Raw genomic sequence first — 16242 nt, forward strand, 5'->3', positions numbered from 1 at the left:
GGTCAGGCGTTGCCCGCGGGCCTCCAGAGCACGTCCCCCTCGGGATTGGCCAGGCGGGCCAGGATGAACAGCAGGTCGGAGAGCCTGTTGAGGTACTTGGCGGGAAGTTCGTGGGTGCGTTCGGCGTCGTGCTCCATCAGCGCCCACGCGGAGCGCTCCGCGCGGCGGGCCACGCACCGCGCCTGGTGCAGCAGCGCACCTCCGGGGGTTCCACCGGGCAGGATGAACGAGTCGAGCTTGCCCAGCTGCGCGTTGTACTCGTCGCACAGGCTTTCCAGGCGGTCGACGTAGTTCTGCGTGACGCGCAGCGGGGGATGGGGCGGGGACTCGACCACGGGGGTGGACAGGTCGGCACCGACGTCGAACAGGTCGTTCTGCACGGCGCGCAGGGCCTCGTAGACGCCGGTGTCGAACGTGGCGGTGGCCAGGACCACCCCCAGCACGGAGTTGGTCTCGTCCACGTCGGCGTAGGCGGTCAGTCTCGGGTCGGTCTTGTGCACCTTCGAGTTGTCCGACAGTCGGGTGTCGCCCGCGTCGCCGGTTCTGGTGTAGATCTTGGTCAGGTGGACGTTCATGCGCTTCAGCCTAGTGTTCCGTGTCGAGTGCTCGTGATGCTCGGACCGCCGACGGTGGTGCGGACGCGTATCTCACACCGCGTGGCCGTATCCCTACCCGCTCCACCCGCGATCGTGTTCCGGCCGTAACCTGGCTGTCCGTGAGTGAGCATTTTCGGGTACACGGTGGCGCACGGCTCGTCGGAGAGGTCGACGTCGTCGGCGCGAAGAACAGTGTGCTGAAGTTGATGGCGGCCGCGCTGCTGGCCGAGGGCACGACCACGATCACCAACTGCCCGGAGATCCTGGACGTTCCGTTGATGGGTGACGTGCTGCGCAGCCTCGGCTGCGAGGTCGAGATCGACGGGACCACCGCCACCATCACGACGCCTGCCGAGATCAGTCACGAAGCGGTCTCGGTGAGCATGAGCAGGCTGCGCGCCTCGGTCTGCGTCCTCGGACCGCTGGTCGCCCGTTGTCGCCGCGCCGTGGTCACGCTCCCCGGTGGTGACGCGATCGGCTCACGCCCGCTGGACATGCACCAGAGCGGCTTGCGCCAGCTCGGCGCGACCAGTCACATCGAGCACGGTGCCGTGGTCGCCGAGGCCGAGAACCTGCACGGCGCCCAGATCTGGTTGGACTTTCCCAGCGTGGGTGCCACCGAGAACATCCTGATGGCCTCGGTCATGGCCGACGGCACCACGGTCATCGACAACGCCGCCCGCGAGCCGGAGATCGTCGACCTGTGCGTCATGCTGCAGCAGATGGGCGCCAAGATCGAGGGGGCAGGCACCTCGACGCTGACCGTGTACGGCACCACCGAGCTCAGGCCTGTCGAGCACCAGGTCATCGGGGACCGGATCGTCGGTGCCACCTGGGCGTTCGCCGCGGTGGCCACCCGGGGCGACCTCACCGTGCGCGGAGTCGATCCCAAGCACGTGCACCTGGTGCTGGAGAAGCTGCGCGGTGCCGGTGCCGAGATCACCACCGACGAGGACCACTTCCGAGTGGTGATGGACTCGCGTCCGGTCGCCGTGGACTACGTGACCCTGCCGTTCCCCGGCTTCCCGACCGACCTGCAACCGATGGCGCTGGCGCTGTCGGCCGTGGCCGACGGCACGTCGATGATCACCGAGAACCTGTTCGAGTCGCGGTTCCGGTTCATCGAGGAACTGGTGCGCATGGGCGCTGATGCCCGTACCGACGGCCACCACGCGGTGGTCAGAGGGGTGGAACGGCTTTCCAGCGCTCCGGTGTGGGCCTCGGACATCCGCGCGGGCGTGGGGTTGGTGCTGGCGGGATTGTGCGCCAATGGCGTCACCGAGGTGTGGGACGTGTTCCACATCGACCGCGGCTACCCGAGCTTCCTGGAACAGCTCTGCGCCCTCGGCGCCTCGGTCGAGCGCGTCGCCGACTGATCCCGGACGTCACCCGGTGACGACCTTGCCGTCTTCGACGTGCACGGGGACCGCGCCCAGGGGTGTCTTGGCCGGGCCGGTGACGACATCGCCGTTGGAGGCCTCGAACACCGAGCCGTGACACGGGCAGCGAAGCTGGTCGCCCGCGGCTTTGACGGTGCAGCCCATGTGCGTGCACACGGCGCTGTGCGCGGTGACTTCGCTTTCGCCGGATCGAGTGACGGCGACGGGCTTGCCGTCCGGTCCCTTGGTGACCACCGTCCCGCCGACGGGGACGGCCGCCAGCTCGATCAGCGTCGCCTTCGGCTGGTCCTGCGCCGTGTCCTCGGGGCTCGGTGTCGACGTCAGCTCCGTTCCCTGGTAGTCACCGCCCGTGCAGGCCGAGAGGGCGAGGGCGCCTGCTCCCGCTCCTCCTGTGGCGAGGAGCCGACGGCGCGATGTGGGCTGGTCCTGGTTCACGGTTACCTCCGGGTGGGTCGATCGAATCCGACCATTGGTGCGAATCCGGACGATAGTGGCAGAATAACCTCACACGCGACCTTGATCGCCCCGAGGATGTGGGATGCATAGCGAGCAACCAACCCGTGCGGCCGGACCGGCACGAGCGGCCGGAGCGGAGCTGCTCAGGGGACTGACCGCCGCCGGCCTGCTGATGTCGGCGGTGGTGCACTTCGAGCTGTGGGCGCAGGGGGTCGACGATGTGCCCGTGATCGGGCCGTTGTTCCTGCTCAACTCCGTGGCGGGGCTCGTGCTCGCCCTGGTGCTGCTGACCTGGAAGCACTGGCTTCCCGTGCTGGGTGCGATCGCCTTCAACGTGCTGACGCTGATCGCCTTCGGGCTGGCCGTGGCGGTGGGGCTGTTCGGCTCGCACGAGGTCGCCGCGGGGGTCCCGCAGGCGCTCGCCGGAATCGCCGAACTGGTCTCTCTGGTGTGCGCGGTGGCGTTGCTCGTCGTCGGGAGTCGTGCCCGGTGACTACGGCCCGGCGGCGACGCGCAGGCCGAGGGCGACCATGACGGTGCCGGTCAGGCGCTCCAGGACCACCCGGACGCGCTGCCGGGTCAGGAACCGGCGGAAGCCGCCGACCAGCAACGACGTCAGGCGCCACCAGGCCAGACCGACCGCGAGGAAGGCCAGGGCCAGCGCGGCGGTGGTCGCGACACGTGGTTCGCCGGACGAGACGAACTGCGGCAGCAGCGTCAGGAACATGATGGCGATCTTCGGGTTGAGCAGGTTGCTGATCACCCCCTGTCGGAAGGCGGACCGTCGGGTGATCCCGGAGACGGTCGCCGAGAGGTCGGGGATCTCGTTCGACTCCGCCCGGTCGCGCCAGCTCTTCCACAGCGTGGTGGCCCCGAGCCACACGAGGTAGACCGCGCCGGCGATCTTGACGGCGGCGTAGGCGACGGCCGAGGCGGCGAGCAGGGCCGACAGGCCGATCACCGACGCGGTGGCGTGCACGAGCACGCCCGAGCAGCATCCCAGGCCGGTCCACCACATGGCGCTCGATCCGCCGCGCAGGCTGTTGCGCAGGCCCAGAGCCATGTCGGGACCGGGAGCGACGGTGATCAGGAGTGCGAGCAGCAGGAAGGGGAACAGTTGCGCGGGCACCGCCACAGGCTAACGCGGGTGCGTCGGCGTGGTCATCGCCTCTCGTGCAGGAGCAGCAGCGTGTAGGCGGCCAGGGACTGGGCGTCGGTGATCTCGCCGGTGTCGATCATGTGCTCGAACTCGGCGCGGGTGAACCACGCCGAGCGCATGTCCTGCTCCTCGGCCTCGCGCGCGTGCTCGCCCTCGGTCAGACCGGTGGCGAGGAAGGCGCGACCACGCTGGCTCGACAGGCCCGGAGCCACGTCGATCCGGCCGAGGTCGAGCAGCTCGCGCGCGCGGAGGCCGGTCTCCTCCCGCAGCTCCCTGGCGGCCAGTTCGGTGGGCTCGACCTCCGCCAGGTCCGGGGCCGTCCCCTGGGGAAACTCCCAGCGGCGCAGCCGCAGCGGATACCGGAACTGCTCCACCAGCCGCAGTCGATCGCCGTCCAGCGGGAGCACCAGCGCGTAGTCGGGCTTGTCCACGACGCCGTAGATCCCCTCCGAACCGTCGGCGCGGCGGATGGCGTCCTCCCGAACGGTCATCCAGGGATTCGCGTAGACCTGGCGGCTGCCCGTCGTCACGGGTGGATCGGTTTCCATCGGCTGCCTCAGACGGTGCTCTCGGGCTCGGAATCGCTCTCGTTGAGCTTCGAGCGTCGCATACCGTAGAGGAAGTACACGGCCAACCCGACGACCATCCAGATTCCGAAGACGATCCAGGTGACCACGGCCAGCCCCGTGATCAGGTACCCGCACAGCACCACGCCGAGCAGCGGCACGAACGGCATCAGCGGGGTGCGGAAGCTGCGCTGCAGTTCCGGGCGCCGGTAGCGCAGCACGATCACGCCGATGTTGACCAGCCCGAAGGCGGTCAGCGTGCCGATGCTGGTCGCCTCGGCCAGGCGGCTCAGCGGGATGGCACTGGCCAGCACGGCCACCAGGATGCCGACGATCAGCGTGTTGCGCGCGGGAATCCGGCGGTGGTTGACCCGGGACAGCACCGGCGGCATGAGGCCGTCGCGCGACATCGACACCAGGATCCGGGTCTGGCCGTAGAGCACGGTGAGCACCACGGAGGCGATGGCGATCACCGCACCCAGCGCGAGCACGATCGACGGCCAGGCCTGCTGGGTCACGGTGTCGAGCACCATCGCCAGCGAGGCCTTCGCCTCGGCGAGCCTTTCGGTGCCGACCGCGCCGACGGCGGTCAGGGACACGAGCACGTAGATGGCGGTGACGATCAGCAGCGAGATCATGATCGCGCGGGGCAGGTCGCGCTTCGGGTCGCGGGCCTCCTCACCCGCCGTCGAGGCCGCGTCGAAGCCGATGAAGGAGAAGAAGGCCAACGAGGCACCGGCCGAGATGCCCGCCAACCCCTCGGGGGCGAAGGGGGTCATGTTGCCGGAGTTGAACGCGGTGGCGGCCACGGCCACGAAGAACAGGAGGACACCGATCTTGATCAGGGTGGCGATCGTCGTGGCCCGCGCGCTCTCCCGAACTCCGAGCAGCAGCACTCCCATGGCCAGGAGCACGACGAACGCGGCGGGAATGTTGATCATCCCGCCCTCGCCCGGCGGCGCCGACAGCGCCTCCGGTATCCTCAGGCCGATGGTGCCCTGGAAGAACTCGTTGAGGTAGCCGCCCCAGCCGACCGCGACCGCGGCCACCGACACGCCGTACTCCAACAGCAGGCACCACCCGCAGACCCAGGCGATCAGCTCGCCGAGCGTGGCGTAGGTGTAGGAGTAGGCCGAGCCCGAGACCGGCACGCTCCCGGCCAGCTCGGCGTAGGACAGCGCCGAGCACAGGGCGGCGATCCCGGCCAGGACGAACGAGTAGACCACCGCGGGGCCCGCTGTCGGGGCGGCGTCGGCGAGTACCACGAAGATGCCGGTACCCAGGGTCGCGCCGACGGACAGGGCCACCAGCGGTACCAACCCGAGCGTCCGTTTCAGCTCGGTGTGGGAACCTTCCCCGGTGAGCTGTTCGGCCGGTTTGACGCGGAGCAGGTTGCTGGCAAGCGACACGCCGACGGACCGTACTCCCTCGGTCGAGTGACCCGACAGAGACGTTGCCGTAATGCGATGCGCACGGGTGCTCACCGTGACGATCCCGGTCCGTACCCTGTCTCGAGTGCGTCTCGTCATCGCTCGCTGCAAGGTCGACTACGTCGGTCGGCTCCACGCGCATCTGCCCCTCGCGCAGCGGCTCCTGCTGATCAAATCCGACGGCTCGGTCTCGGTGCACTCCGACGACCGCGCCTACAAGCCGCTGAACTGGATGAGCCCGCCGTGCTGGCTGATCGAGGACGCGGGCGTGTGGACCGTGCAGAACAAGTCGGGCGAGAAGCTCGTGATCAGCTTCGACGAGGTCCTGCACGACTCCGACCACGAACTGGGTGCCGAACCCGGTCTGGTCAAGGACGGCGTGGAGGCGCACCTCCAGGAGCTGCTCGCCGAGCACGTGACGACCCTGGGGCAGGGCTGGTCGCTCGTGCGCCGCGAGTACCCGACTGCGATCGGTCCGGTGGACCTCATGTGCCGGGACGCCGAGGGGGCCAGCGTCGCGGTGGAGATCAAGCGGCGCGGCGAGATCGACGGCGTCGAGCAGTTGACCCGCTACCTGGAGCTGCTCAACCGCGACCCGTTGCTGGCTCCGGTGGCCGGGGTGTTCGCCGCGCAGCAGATCAAGCCGCAGGCGCGGACGCTGGCCGAGGACCGGGGCATCCGCTGCGTGACGCTGGACTACGACAGCCTCCGGGGCATCGAGCCCGACGAGTACCGCCTGTTCTGAATCAGCGCGGACCGTCGTCGGTGGTGCGGTGCAGGCACCGGCTTGTTCGGCAGTCGTGGGTCGCGGCGTAGGCCCGCAAGTAGGCGTCGACGCGCTCGTGGCAGGCCCGTGCGGGCGGGGCGGGGTTGTTCGGGCCCCTCGTTTGGCCGCAGCGCGAAACCCGCTCGTGCGAGCCGGGTTGGCGTTCGTGGACGTCGCCGCGGTGATCCACCCACGTGTCCCGTCGGCTCGACCCGGGCGGCCCGTACGCGAGGGTGATCCGCTCCAACCGGAACACCGAGTCGCAGGACTCTTCGGCCGGCTCGTCGCGCTGGGTCGAGTGCGGCGCCTTGTGCGGAGGTGATGGTTGCGTATCCATACCCCTACCGTCGGGCACGGGTGATCATAGGAGGGGTACGAGCAGTACCCTCGACCTATCGGGTGAGTAGTCCCAGTTGACCGGCCAGCTCGCGGGTCGCGTCACCTTGACCGGCCGGGGGCGAGTGCAGCAGATCGACCGCCATTTCACGAGCGGACCCGTTGTAACGTGCCGTTTCCGATGCCGTCCGCTCGGCACGTTCCAGTGTCGCCAGCGATGCGGCACGGTCTCCGCGCTTGTGGTGTGCTCGAGCGACTTCGATCAGATGCCGCGACCGGCGCGGTATCGACGTGATCGTTTCCGGGGCGACCGTGTGTGCTGCTTGTAGTGCCTCGCCCGTGTGTTGCAGGTCGACGGCGATACTCACCGCGTGTGCGCCCACCACGGGAAGACCGAACGAGGACTGCGTGTGTCGGTAACCGGGTCCGAGCTTGCGGGCGATGCCGTGCGCGCGCTCCCACTCTCGCCATGCCAGCCCGTGTTTGCCCCGTCTGGCGTGGGTCAGGGACGACTCGGCGAACAACGCGCCGTACAACCCGTACCAGTCTTCGTCGGCTCCCTCGGTGAGATGGGGTGCGAGCTGTTCCCGCCCGTCCTCGGCTACCTGTAGTGCCTCGTCCCACCGGCCGGATTCACGAAGTGTCTGGACCAGCCCCCAGGCACCCGATGCGATCGCGTACGGATCATCGGCGTCTTGCGCTTCGCTCAGCGACCGATCGGCGACCAGCCACACGAGTTCCGGTGCCGGTTGATACGCGGTGTAGAACTGCGCCAGGCGGTACACCCCGGCCAGGATGCGGCGAGCCTGCCGTCGATCAGCGTCCGTATGTGCCCGTACCGCGTTCTGCGCGTCCCGGATGAGATCGGGCAGTAGCGTCCCGACCTGTGTCCGATGATCCGGCGAGGCGTGCCGCAGTCGCCACGCTCCCGCGAGCCGTTCGGCCAGGTGCGGAAGACCGGCGGGTCGAGGATCCGGAGTAAGTCGGTAGGCGGTGAGCGCCGCCTGTACTTCGCTCAGCGCCGCGTGTTCGACACCACCGGCGAAGGCCCGCACCGGGATCGCCGCGCCATTTCCGGTCAGCTCGGCGAGGTCGGAGATGTCCAGTGCCCGTGCGAGCTTGACCAACATCGGCAGCCGCGGAACCTGCAGACGCCCTACTTCGATCGCCTTCAGCCACTCGGCCGAACGGCCCACCAGACCGGCCAGCACCGGCCGCGACATGCCCGCACGCTGCCGGGCCGCTTTGATCCGTTGCCCCACGTCGGCACTCACGAACTGACCACCACCTTCGCGGAAGTTGACCCCTTCGCGAACCTCCGCGAAGAGGTATCCGCCAGCTTAGCGAGACCTCGATCACGTGACGAGGCCTCGTTCGCCCGCAGTGACCGCTCGGGGCACACGGGGTGTCAGTGGCGCGCATCGTTGTGGCCCTCGGTCCGGCGGATCCGGGCGAGTCCGGCCCGCTCCCGCCGTTCGGGCGGTTGTGTTGGTTGTCGTGACTGCTCCGAATGTGTCTCGCCGATGCGGTGTTTCCCGTCGTCCGGGGAAAATCCGCCAAGATCACTACACTGTGGAGTGAGCCGGATCGATTTAGCTACCTGATCCAACGAATTGATATCGGATCCTGTGACTGGGGGCACTGTGCGGTACTGTTCGTCTGCTGTTGCAGACGTGGTGGTTATCGTTTGAAAATGTTTGATCTGGAGGTGGGGTAGCGTGCATGTGCTAGCCCAAGAGGAGCTACGAATCGATGCGGGAGCGGTTGACTACCTGCTGCTCGCGCTCTACTTCGTGTTCGTGCTCGGTATCGGCTATCTCGCCCGCCGGTCGGTGTCGTCCAGTCTGGACTTCTTCTTGTCCGGACGCTCGCTGCCGGCGTGGGTGACGGGGCTGGCGTTCATCGCGGCCAACCTCGGCGCCGTCGAGATCATGGGCATGTCGGCCAACGGCGCCGAGTACGGGATGCCGACCATGCACTACTTCTGGGTCGGCGCCGTGCCCGCGATGTTGTTCCTCGGCATCGTGATGATGCCGTTCTACTACGGCTCGAAGGTCCGCAGCGTTCCCGAGTTCATGCTGCGCCGCTTCGGCAAGCCAGCGCACTTGGTCAACGGCCTCAGCTTCGCGCTGGCACAGCTGCTGATCGCGGGAATCAACCTGTTCCTGCTGGCCACGGTCGTCAACCTGCTGCTCGGCTGGCCGCTGTGGTTGTCGATCATCCTCGCCGCGGTGATCGTGTTGGCCTACACCGGACTCGGCGGGCTCTCGGCGGCGATCTACAACGAGGTGCTGCAGTTCTTCGTGATCGTGGCCGCACTGCTGCCACTGACCATCGTCGGGCTGACCAAGGTCGGCGGCTGGCAGGGCCTGGTGAGCAAGATGTCGGCGGCGGGCAACGCCAACGAGCTCTCGGCGTGGCCGGGCAGCGAGCTGACCGGTTTCGCCAACAACGCCCTCAGCGCGGCGGGCATCGTCTTCGGCCTCGGCTTCGTGCTGGCGTTCGGCTACTGGACGACGAACTTCGTCGAGGTCCAGCGCGCGATGGCGTCCAAGAGCATGTCCGCCGCCCAGCGCACCCCGATCATCGGTGCCTTCCCCAAGCTGCTCATCCCGTTCGTCGTCATCATCCCCGGCATGATCGCCGCGGTGTCGGTGCAGGAGATGACGAGGTTCAAGCAGACCGGCGAGGGCAACGTCGACTACAACGACGCGCTGCTGCTGATGATGCGCGACCTGCTGCCCAACGGCATCCTCGGCATCGCCATCGCGGGTCTGCTCGCCTCGTTCATGGCCGGTATGGCGGCGAACCTGAGCTCGTTCAACACGGTGTTCACCTACGACATCTGGCAGTCCTACGTCGTCAAGGACCGGCCGGACGAGTACTACCTGAGCATCGGCCGCTGGATCACGGTGGGTGCCACCGCCGCCGCGGTCGGCACGGCGTTCATCGCCGCCGGCTACTCCAACCTGATGGACTATCTGCAGTCGTTGTTCTCGCTGTTCAACGCGCCGCTGTTCGCCACGTTCATCCTCGGGATGTTCTGGAAGCGGATGACGCCGACAGCGGGGTGGCTCGGTCTGGTGATGGGTACCGTGGCCTCGCTGGCCGTCTTCGTGCTGTCGAACGTCGGGGTGATCGAGCTGCCCGGTCAGGGTGCCAGCTTCCTCGGTGCCGGTGCGGCGTTCGTGGTTGACATCGTGGTCAGCATCGCGGTCAGCATGGTGACGCGTCCGAAGGCGGACGCCGAACTTGTCGGCCTGGTGTACTCGTTGACCCCCAAGGCGACGCGGACGGCCTCGACCACGGGTGAGGACGCGGGCTGGTATCGCAGGCCCGGCATCCTCGCCGGGATCGTGCTCGTCATCACGATCGTTCTCAACATCATCTTCGCCTGACGGGAGGTTCCAATGAGCCAGTCGACACGCCGGGGACACACCGCCGGTGCCTTCGACATCCGGGTGATCATCGCCGCCCTGTTCGGCATCTACGGTGTCGTGATCACGGTCATGGGCTTGGTCGCAACCAGCGCCGAGGACATCGCCAAGGCAGCGGGGATCAACATCAACCTGTGGAGCGGCATCGGCATGCTGATCTTCGCCGCGCTGTTCCTGCTCTGGGCGCGGTGGCGGCCGATCATCGTTCCGGAGACGCAGGGGGAGAGCTCCGCGGAGTGAGCCCGGACCGGCCGTGGCTTCCGAAGGGAGGTGCTCGGCCGGTCGAGCGCGGCATGCGAGCTTTCGAAAGCAGTGCGGAACTCGCCCGGGCAGTGCACGAGCCCGGTACGACGGCGCCCCCGGTATCTCTCGTGGAAACCGGGGGCGCCGTGCCGTGTGGTGCCGGTCGGCGCTGTCGGCGTTGTTCGAGCCCGTGGTTCTCCGCCCCGCGCGGGGCAGGAACGCCCAGGTGCGTGCACTCGCGGAACGGGGCCGGGATCAGTTCACCAGCTCCGGGTCCTCGAACGGGCCGGCGGCTTCGCGGTGGAGCCGTCGCCCGTCCGGTGTCTCGTAGTAGCGGGTGGATCCGCGGAGCAGCGGGCCACCCGGGAACCGACCAGTCGGCACTCGGCAGGCAAGCTCGCCGTGTTTTCCACGGCCCGGGACTGAGACAGTCCTCGGAGACGGCACCCCGGGCAAGAGCCCAGGTGACCAGGTAACCGATCGCCGAGGCCGGGAAGACAGCCACGGTCACGATCAACAACGCTGTTCGCCCGGGCCTGCGAAGCTTCTCGTCGTGGTGGTCCCGTGCCATCGCGAATACCTCCGTCCGCGGTCGTGCCGGGAGGGCACCGTGGCCGGTACCTATCACGGTGCTCCGGACGTAGCACCCCGACAAGGTCTTCGGCGTCGGTTCCGCAGCGGTGCGGATGGCCCTTCGGCCGGGCCGTCCCGTGATCCGGGCACCGTCGGTGCCGAGCGCCCCGGCTTCGTCCGCTGGCACGATCGGAGTAGTCACGGACACCTTTTCGGGTCGTTGTTGCAGTAAGCTGCCGCATACAACGACAGAGGAACCGGTGGGAGGCCAGTCATGACCCAGACCGCCCGTGGCAATCCCGACACTTCGGCCGAGGCGGACATACGACCGGTGGAACGCGCCACGTTCGAGTCCTACGATCCGCGCACGGAGGAACTCGTCGGTAGCCATCCGACCCACGACGCGGCGCACGTCGACGAAGCGGTTCGAACCGCTCGCGGCGCGCAGCGCTGGTGGGACGAGCTCGGATTCGCCGGTCGCAAGCAGCGGCTCGACGCCTGGCGCAAGTTGTTGGTTCGCAGGATCGACGAGGCCGCCGGGGTGATCTGCTCGGAGACCGGCAAGCCCGTCGACGACGCCCGGCTGGAACTGATCCTGGTCATCGACCACCTGCACTGGGCGAGCAAGCACGCCGAGAGCGTGTTGCGTCGCCGCAAGGTCTCCCCCGGGTTTCTCATGGCCAACCAGGCGGCCACCGTGGAGTACCTGCCGCAGGGCGTGGTGGGTGTCATCGGGCCGTGGAACTATCCCGCCTTCACGCCGATGGGCTCGATCGCCTACGCCCTCGCCGCGGGTAACGCCGTGGTCTTCAAACCGAGCGAGCTGACGCCGGGTGTCGGGCGCTGGCTGGCCGACACCTTCGCCGAGATCGTGCCGGAACATCCCGTGTTCACCGTGGTCACCGGGTACGGCGAGACCGGTGCGGCGCTGTGTCGTTCCGGAGTGGACAAGCTGGCCTTCACCGGTTCCACCGAGACCGGCAAGCGGGTCATGGAGACCTGCTCGGAAACGCTGACTCCCGTGCTCGTGGAGTGCGGCGGCAAGGACGCCCTGGTCGTGGACGCCGACGCCGACCTCGACGCCGCGGCCGACGCCGCCGTGTGGGGGGCGATGTCCAATGCCGGGCAGACCTGCATCGGAGTGGAGCGCGTCTACGTCGTGGAGACCGTGGCCGAGAGGTTCCTGGAACTGGTCGCCGAACGCGCCGACAAGCTCCGGCCGGGTGGTGAACCCCGCGCCGACCTCGGGCCGATCACCATGGCTTCCCAGGTGGAGGTGATCCGCCGACACGTGGACGAGGCGCTGAACCTCGGGGCGCGGGCGGTCGTGGGCGGCAGCGACTCGGTGCGTCCGCCCTTCGTGGAGCCCGTCGTGCTCACCGACGTCCCCCCGGAGGCCGAAGCGGTGCGGGAGGAGACCTTCGGTCCGACCATCGTCGTCGATCGGGTGACCAGCGCCGACGAGGGCATCGAGCGGGCCAACGCCAGTCGCTACGGACTGGGCGCGACCGTGTTCTCCCGCGCGCGCGGCGCCGAACTGGCGCGGCGGTTGCGGAGCGGGATGGTGGCCGTCAACTCCGTGATCTCCTTCGCCGCGGTACCGGCCCTGCCCTTCGGCGGGGTCGGGGAATCGGGTTTCGGCCGCATCCACGGTGCGGACGGCCTGCGTGAATTCACCCGTTCGCAGGCGGTGACGCGCATGAAGTATCGGATGCCGATCAATCCCATGACCTTCGGCCGCTCCTCGCGCACGGTGCGACACCTCATGCGCCTGGTGCGGATGCTGCGCGGTCGTTGAGTCGGGTAGTCAACAGTTCTTCCGCGAGGAGGCCACCGGTGAAGAAGATCGTCAACGAACCGGCGGACGTGGTCGCCGAGTCCCTGCGGGGCATGGCGGCGGCCCATCCCCAACTGCTGCGGGTGCGCACCGATCCGGCGGTCGTCGTTCGCGCCGACGCACCCGTCCGTGATCGGGTGGCTGTCGTCTCCGGTGGCGGTTCCGGTCACGAGCCGTTGCACGCGGGCTTCGTCGGGAAGGGGATGCTGGCCGCCGCGGTGCCGGGACCTGTGTTCACCTCCCCGACACCGGACGCGGTGCAGGCCGCCATCGGGGAGACGGAGGCGGGAGCCGGCGTGCTGCTGGTGGTCAAGAACTACACCGGCGACGTGTTGAACTTCGAGACGGCCGCCGAGTTGGCGGAGGTCGACGTTCGCACCGTGGTGGTTCAGGACGACGTCGCCGTCGAGGACTCGACCAACACGGCGGGGCGGCGCGGTGTGGGCGGCACGGTGCTGCTGGAACGGATCGTGGGTGCGGCGGCCGAGCGTGGCCACGACCTGGACCGGTGTCACGAGCTGGCCGAGCGGGTCGGCTCGCGGGTGCGGTCGATGGGCGTGGCGCTGACGGCTCCGACCGTTCCCCACGCGGGTGAACCGAGTTTCGACCTCGGAGCCGACGAGATGGAGATCGGCATCGGTATTCACGGTGAACCCGGCCGCCGACGCGCACCGCTGGAGTCGGCCGAGGGGATCGTGCGGCGGCTGCTCGACCCGGTGATCGAGGACCTGCCCTTCGACGAGGGGGACGAGGTGCTGCTGTTCACCAACTCGATGGGGGCCACCCCGTTGATCGAGCTGTACCTGGCGCACGGCATCGCGGAACGGATGTTGGCCGAGCGCGGCATTCGGGTGCGGCGGCGACTGGTCGGTCCGTACGTCACGAGCCTGGAAATGCAGGGCATGAGCCTGACCCTGCTCAAACTCGACGACGAACTCACCGAATTGTGGGACACACCGGTGCGCACTCCGGCACTAAGCTGGTGATCAACCGACGACGATGGGTGATTCGATGGGTGGCTGTAGTACTCGGGACGTGATCGCGGCCGTGCGTGCCGGCTCGGAAGCCGTGACCGAGCACCGCGACGAACTGGTACGCCTCGACCGCGAGATCGGCGATGCCGACCACGGGGAGAACATGGAACGGGGCTTCCGCGCCGCGGTCTCCCAAGTGGAATCCGCGCCATCGGAGACCCCGGGAGCCGTGCTGAAGCTCGTAGCCACCACGTTGATCTCTTCCGTGGGAGGCGCTTCGGGGCCGCTGTACGGCACGGCGTTCCTGCGCGCGGCCTCGGCGGTCGGTGACGTCACCGAACTCGACGGGACCGCCGTGGCCGCCGCGTTGCAGGCCGGTATGGAAGGGGTCACCGCCCGGGGCAAGGCGGTGGTCGGAGACAAGACGATGATCGACGCGCTTTCACCGGCCGTGGACGCGGCCAAGTCGGCCGCCGGCTCCGGACACGGCCCGTCCGGGGTGCTCGCGGCGGCGGCCGAAGCCGCCCACACCGGTGCGCGGAACACGGAGGAACTGGTGGCACGCAAGGGCAGGGCTTCCTACCTGGGGGAGCGCAGTGCCGGGCACGTCGATCCTGGGGCGCGCTCGACAGCTCTGTTGCTCGGGACTTTCGCCGAGACGACGGGGGTGCGGCGGTGAGCGTGGGACTGGTGCTCGTTTCACACAGCCGACGGTTGGCCGAGGGGGTTGCCGAGCTCGCGGAGCAGATGGCTCCCGGGGTGCGGATCGTCCCCACCGGTGGCACGGCCGACGGCGGTACCGGAACGGACTTCGAATCCGTCTCGGCGGCTTTGGAGGAGGCCGAGACCGGTTCCGGAGTCGTGCTGGTCTACGACCTCGGAAGCGCACACATGACCGCCGAACTCGCCGTGGAGGCACTGGACGACCCCTCCGGAGCGGTCGTGGCCGACGGGCCGCTGGTGGAGGGCGCGGTCGCCGCGGCCGTGGCCGCGCAGGGGGATCGGGACAAGGACGCGGTCGCGCGTGCCGCCGCCGACGCGGTCGGCACGGACACCAGGCAGGCGGCCACCAGTGACCCGGAGTCCCAGCAGCCCGGCGTGGTTCGTGAGGAAATCGTGCTGGACAACGAGGTCGGCCTGCACGCACGACCCGCGGCGCTGTTGTCCCGGAGCCTGACCGGTATGCAGGCCAGGGTGACGGTCGCACTGGGTGACAAGGAGGCCGACGCGAGCAGCGTGCTGGGAGTCATGGGGTTGGGAGCGCAGAAGGGCGACCGGATCGCGCTACGCGCCACCGGTCCCGACGCCGTCCAGGCGGTACAGCGGATCACGGAGCTCGCCGACAACAACTTCGACGCCTAGAGGGTCCGCGGTGCGGTTTGCGTAGTGGTTCGAGGGAGCTCCCGAACGATACTGCCGTCCTCGGGGCGGGCGGGTTAGGGTGACCGGATGCCGCCGCGTCCCCGTCCTCGTGGCCTGCCGGTGATCCTCGCGCTGCTGTTGCTGGTGGTCGTCGGTTGCGTAAGCGGGTCAGCGGTTCCGCCGGAGCCGGAGCCGGAGCGCACGAGTGCCGGCCCGGCGAACGCGTCGAGCGCGGTGCTCGGTGACCCGCGCACGATCGACCCCTGCACGATGACCGATCCGGCCGCCCTGCGGCGGTTCGGCCACGTCACCCGTGCCGGGACGGTCTCCCTCGACTACTGCCTGCTGCACGTGCGGATGGGCAACGGCTCCCTGTTGCAACTCGCGGTGGGGGAGCTGCGCCACGTCGATCCGGCCACCGTGACGCGAGGTCGTCCCGTGACCCGTCGGGGACCGTTCCGGATCGTGCGCGAGGCCCCCCTACCCGGGCACTGCACGCGGCTGATCGTGTTCTCCGACGGGATCGCGATGGAGGTCAGCGCCGACCTGCTCCGGGGGGATCCGGGCTCCGGCCTGTGTTCCGTGGCCGAAGCGGGCGCGCGGGAGGCGGTCACCGCGATCGGTCGGGGTCGGCTGGAACATCGCCGGTTCGCCCCGAACTCGTTGGCGCTGACCGACCCCTGCCGGCTGGTGGAATCCGACGTCGTGGGCCGGGTTCCGGGACTGGGGCGGGCTCGTCCGCACTCCACTCCCGCCCGGCATCAGTGCCGTTGGGGCGAGAAGAGCGCCCGGGAGTCCAGGGTGCGCCTGGTGCACACGGCGGGCGATCCGCCCAGGAGGCTCAACGCCACGGCGGTCATCGAGCGAATCGCCGGTCGTCGCACGGTCGTCAGCATCGTCGGAGGCGATCCGCGGATGCCGTTGTGCATGGCCGAGACGGCTCACCTCCCGTTCGGGGCGGCGGACTCCGGGCAGGTGGAGGTGGCGATGCTGGTGGTGGCCGTCCCCGGCGGCGACGGTATCGATGCCTGCGAGTACGCCAGGGGTCTGGCCGAGCGGATATGGCCGCGCCTCCCCGCCCGCTGACGGCAGCGGTACCGCGGTGCG

Annotated in this window: 17 protein-coding genes; 10 read left to right on the forward strand and 7 right to left on the reverse strand. The window is 68.9% G+C overall.

All coding sequences use genetic code 11. The annotated features are described in order from the left end of the window. Positions 1-2: 2 nt before the first annotated feature. The gene (locus FHX42_RS12340; protein WP_182544419.1) at positions 3-575 is read right to left on the reverse strand and encodes a cob(I)yrinic acid a,c-diamide adenosyltransferase; all 573 of its coding nucleotides are present in this window, start codon (positions 573-575) and stop codon (positions 3-5) included. Positions 576-715: 140 nt separating this feature from the next. Between FHX42_RS12340 and murA the strand changes: the two genes are divergently transcribed. Beyond that, positions 716-1972 carry a UDP-N-acetylglucosamine 1-carboxyvinyltransferase gene (gene murA / locus FHX42_RS12345; RefSeq protein ID WP_182544420.1) on the forward strand — a complete coding sequence of 419 codons (1257 nt, stop codon included), beginning with the start codon at positions 716-718 and terminating at the stop codon, positions 1970-1972. A gap of 9 nt (positions 1973-1981) precedes the next feature. Here the strand turns inward: murA and FHX42_RS27400 are convergent, their stop codons facing one another. Continuing rightward, complete coding sequence (locus tag FHX42_RS27400) at positions 1982-2431, reverse strand: QcrA and Rieske domain-containing protein (protein ID WP_182544421.1); 450 nt, start codon at positions 2429-2431, stop codon at positions 1982-1984. Positions 2432-2534: 103 nt separating this feature from the next. Here FHX42_RS27400 and FHX42_RS12355 point away from each other — a divergent pair, with 103 nt between their 5' ends. After that, entirely contained in the window at positions 2535-2945 is a 411-nt protein-coding gene (locus FHX42_RS12355) for a hypothetical protein (protein ID WP_182544422.1), read from the forward strand. Here FHX42_RS12355 and FHX42_RS12360 read toward each other — a convergent pair whose 3' ends face one another. The 3 genes from FHX42_RS12360 to FHX42_RS12370 are packed head-to-tail and all read right to left on the reverse strand — an operon-like array spanning position 2946 to position 5586. Beyond that, entirely contained in the window at positions 2946-3581 is a 636-nt protein-coding gene (locus tag FHX42_RS12360) for a LysE family translocator (RefSeq protein WP_182544423.1), read from the reverse strand. A gap of 32 nt (positions 3582-3613) precedes the next feature. Further along, a complete protein-coding gene (locus tag FHX42_RS12365; protein WP_182544424.1) occupies positions 3614-4159 on the reverse strand; it encodes an NUDIX domain-containing protein in 546 nt (181 codons plus the stop codon). An 8-nt stretch (positions 4160-4167) separates the two neighbouring features. After that, positions 4168-5586, reverse strand: coding sequence for an amino acid permease (locus FHX42_RS12370; RefSeq protein ID WP_328796078.1), 1419 nt, complete (start codon positions 5584-5586; stop codon positions 4168-4170). A gap of 106 nt (positions 5587-5692) precedes the next feature. Between FHX42_RS12370 and nucS the strand changes: the two genes are divergently transcribed. Then, the gene (nucS, locus tag FHX42_RS12375; RefSeq protein WP_182544426.1) at positions 5693-6352 is read left to right on the forward strand and encodes an endonuclease NucS; all 660 of its coding nucleotides are present in this window, start codon (positions 5693-5695) and stop codon (positions 6350-6352) included. Between the two features lies 1 nt (position 6353). Here nucS and FHX42_RS12380 read toward each other — a convergent pair whose 3' ends face one another. Continuing rightward, on the reverse strand, positions 6354-6710 hold the full coding sequence (locus FHX42_RS12380) for a hypothetical protein (RefSeq protein WP_182544427.1): 357 nt from the start codon (positions 6708-6710) through the stop codon (positions 6354-6356). 55 nt (positions 6711-6765) lie between these two features. Then, entirely contained in the window at positions 6766-7983 is a 1218-nt protein-coding gene (locus FHX42_RS12385) for a helix-turn-helix domain-containing protein (RefSeq protein WP_328796079.1), read from the reverse strand. 444 nt (positions 7984-8427) lie between these two features. On the opposite strand from FHX42_RS12385, the gene FHX42_RS12390 reads away from it, so the two are divergent. The 7 genes from FHX42_RS12390 (at position 8428) to FHX42_RS12420 (ending at position 16221) form a co-directional block, all read left to right on the forward strand. Continuing rightward, complete coding sequence (locus FHX42_RS12390) at positions 8428-10107, forward strand: sodium:solute symporter family protein (RefSeq protein ID WP_182544428.1); 1680 nt, start codon at positions 8428-8430, stop codon at positions 10105-10107. A gap of 12 nt (positions 10108-10119) precedes the next feature. Then, a complete protein-coding gene (locus FHX42_RS12395) occupies positions 10120-10386 on the forward strand; it encodes a hypothetical protein (RefSeq protein WP_182544429.1) in 267 nt (88 codons plus the stop codon). Positions 10387-11236: 850 nt separating this feature from the next. After that, complete coding sequence (locus FHX42_RS12400) at positions 11237-12760, forward strand: aldehyde dehydrogenase family protein (protein ID WP_182544430.1); 1524 nt, start codon at positions 11237-11239, stop codon at positions 12758-12760. 38 nt (positions 12761-12798) lie between these two features. Then, positions 12799-13785, forward strand: a complete 987-nt coding sequence (gene dhaK, locus FHX42_RS12405; RefSeq protein ID WP_182544431.1) for a dihydroxyacetone kinase subunit DhaK — start codon at positions 12799-12801, stop codon at positions 13783-13785. Positions 13786-13798: 13 nt separating this feature from the next. Further along, positions 13799-14452 (forward strand): dihydroxyacetone kinase subunit DhaL, encoded by a 654-nt coding sequence (dhaL, locus tag FHX42_RS12410; RefSeq protein WP_235987277.1) that lies wholly within the window; start codon positions 13799-13801, stop codon positions 14450-14452. Beyond that, on the forward strand, positions 14449-15135 hold the full coding sequence (gene dhaM, locus FHX42_RS12415; RefSeq protein WP_182544433.1) for a dihydroxyacetone kinase phosphoryl donor subunit DhaM: 687 nt from the start codon (positions 14449-14451) through the stop codon (positions 15133-15135). The genes dhaL and dhaM overlap by 4 nt, the downstream gene beginning before the upstream one ends. Before the next feature lie 87 nt (positions 15136-15222). Beyond that, entirely contained in the window at positions 15223-16221 is a 999-nt protein-coding gene (locus FHX42_RS12420) for a hypothetical protein (protein ID WP_182544434.1), read from the forward strand. The last annotated feature ends 21 nt before the right edge of the window (positions 16222-16242 follow it).

The sequence above is a fragment of the Halosaccharopolyspora lacisalsi genome (assembly GCF_014137975.1).
In the GTDB taxonomy this organism is placed as follows: domain Bacteria; phylum Actinomycetota; class Actinomycetes; order Mycobacteriales; family Pseudonocardiaceae; genus Halosaccharopolyspora; species Halosaccharopolyspora lacisalsi.

Bases quoted from the DNA above. Each gene is read 5' to 3' on its own strand.
- FHX42_RS12340 (WP_182544419.1), bottom strand. From the start codon at position 575: ATGAACGTCCACCTGACCAAGATCTACACCAGAACCGGCGACGCGGGC.
- FHX42_RS12355 (WP_182544422.1), top strand. From the start codon at position 2,535: ATGCATAGCGAGCAACCAACCCGTGCGGCCGGACCGGCACGAGCGGCC.
- FHX42_RS12365 (WP_182544424.1), bottom strand. From the start codon at position 4,159: ATGGAAACCGATCCACCCGTGACGACGGGCAGCCGCCAGGTCTACGCG.
- FHX42_RS12380 (WP_182544427.1), bottom strand. From the start codon at position 6,710: ATGGATACGCAACCATCACCTCCGCACAAGGCGCCGCACTCGACCCAG.
- FHX42_RS12395 (WP_182544429.1), top strand. From the start codon at position 10,120: ATGAGCCAGTCGACACGCCGGGGACACACCGCCGGTGCCTTCGACATC.
- FHX42_RS12400 (WP_182544430.1), top strand. From the start codon at position 11,237: ATGACCCAGACCGCCCGTGGCAATCCCGACACTTCGGCCGAGGCGGAC.
- dhaL (WP_235987277.1), top strand. From the start codon at position 13,799: ATGGGTGATTCGATGGGTGGCTGTAGTACTCGGGACGTGATCGCGGCC.
- FHX42_RS12420 (WP_182544434.1), top strand. From the start codon at position 15,223: ATGCCGCCGCGTCCCCGTCCTCGTGGCCTGCCGGTGATCCTCGCGCTG.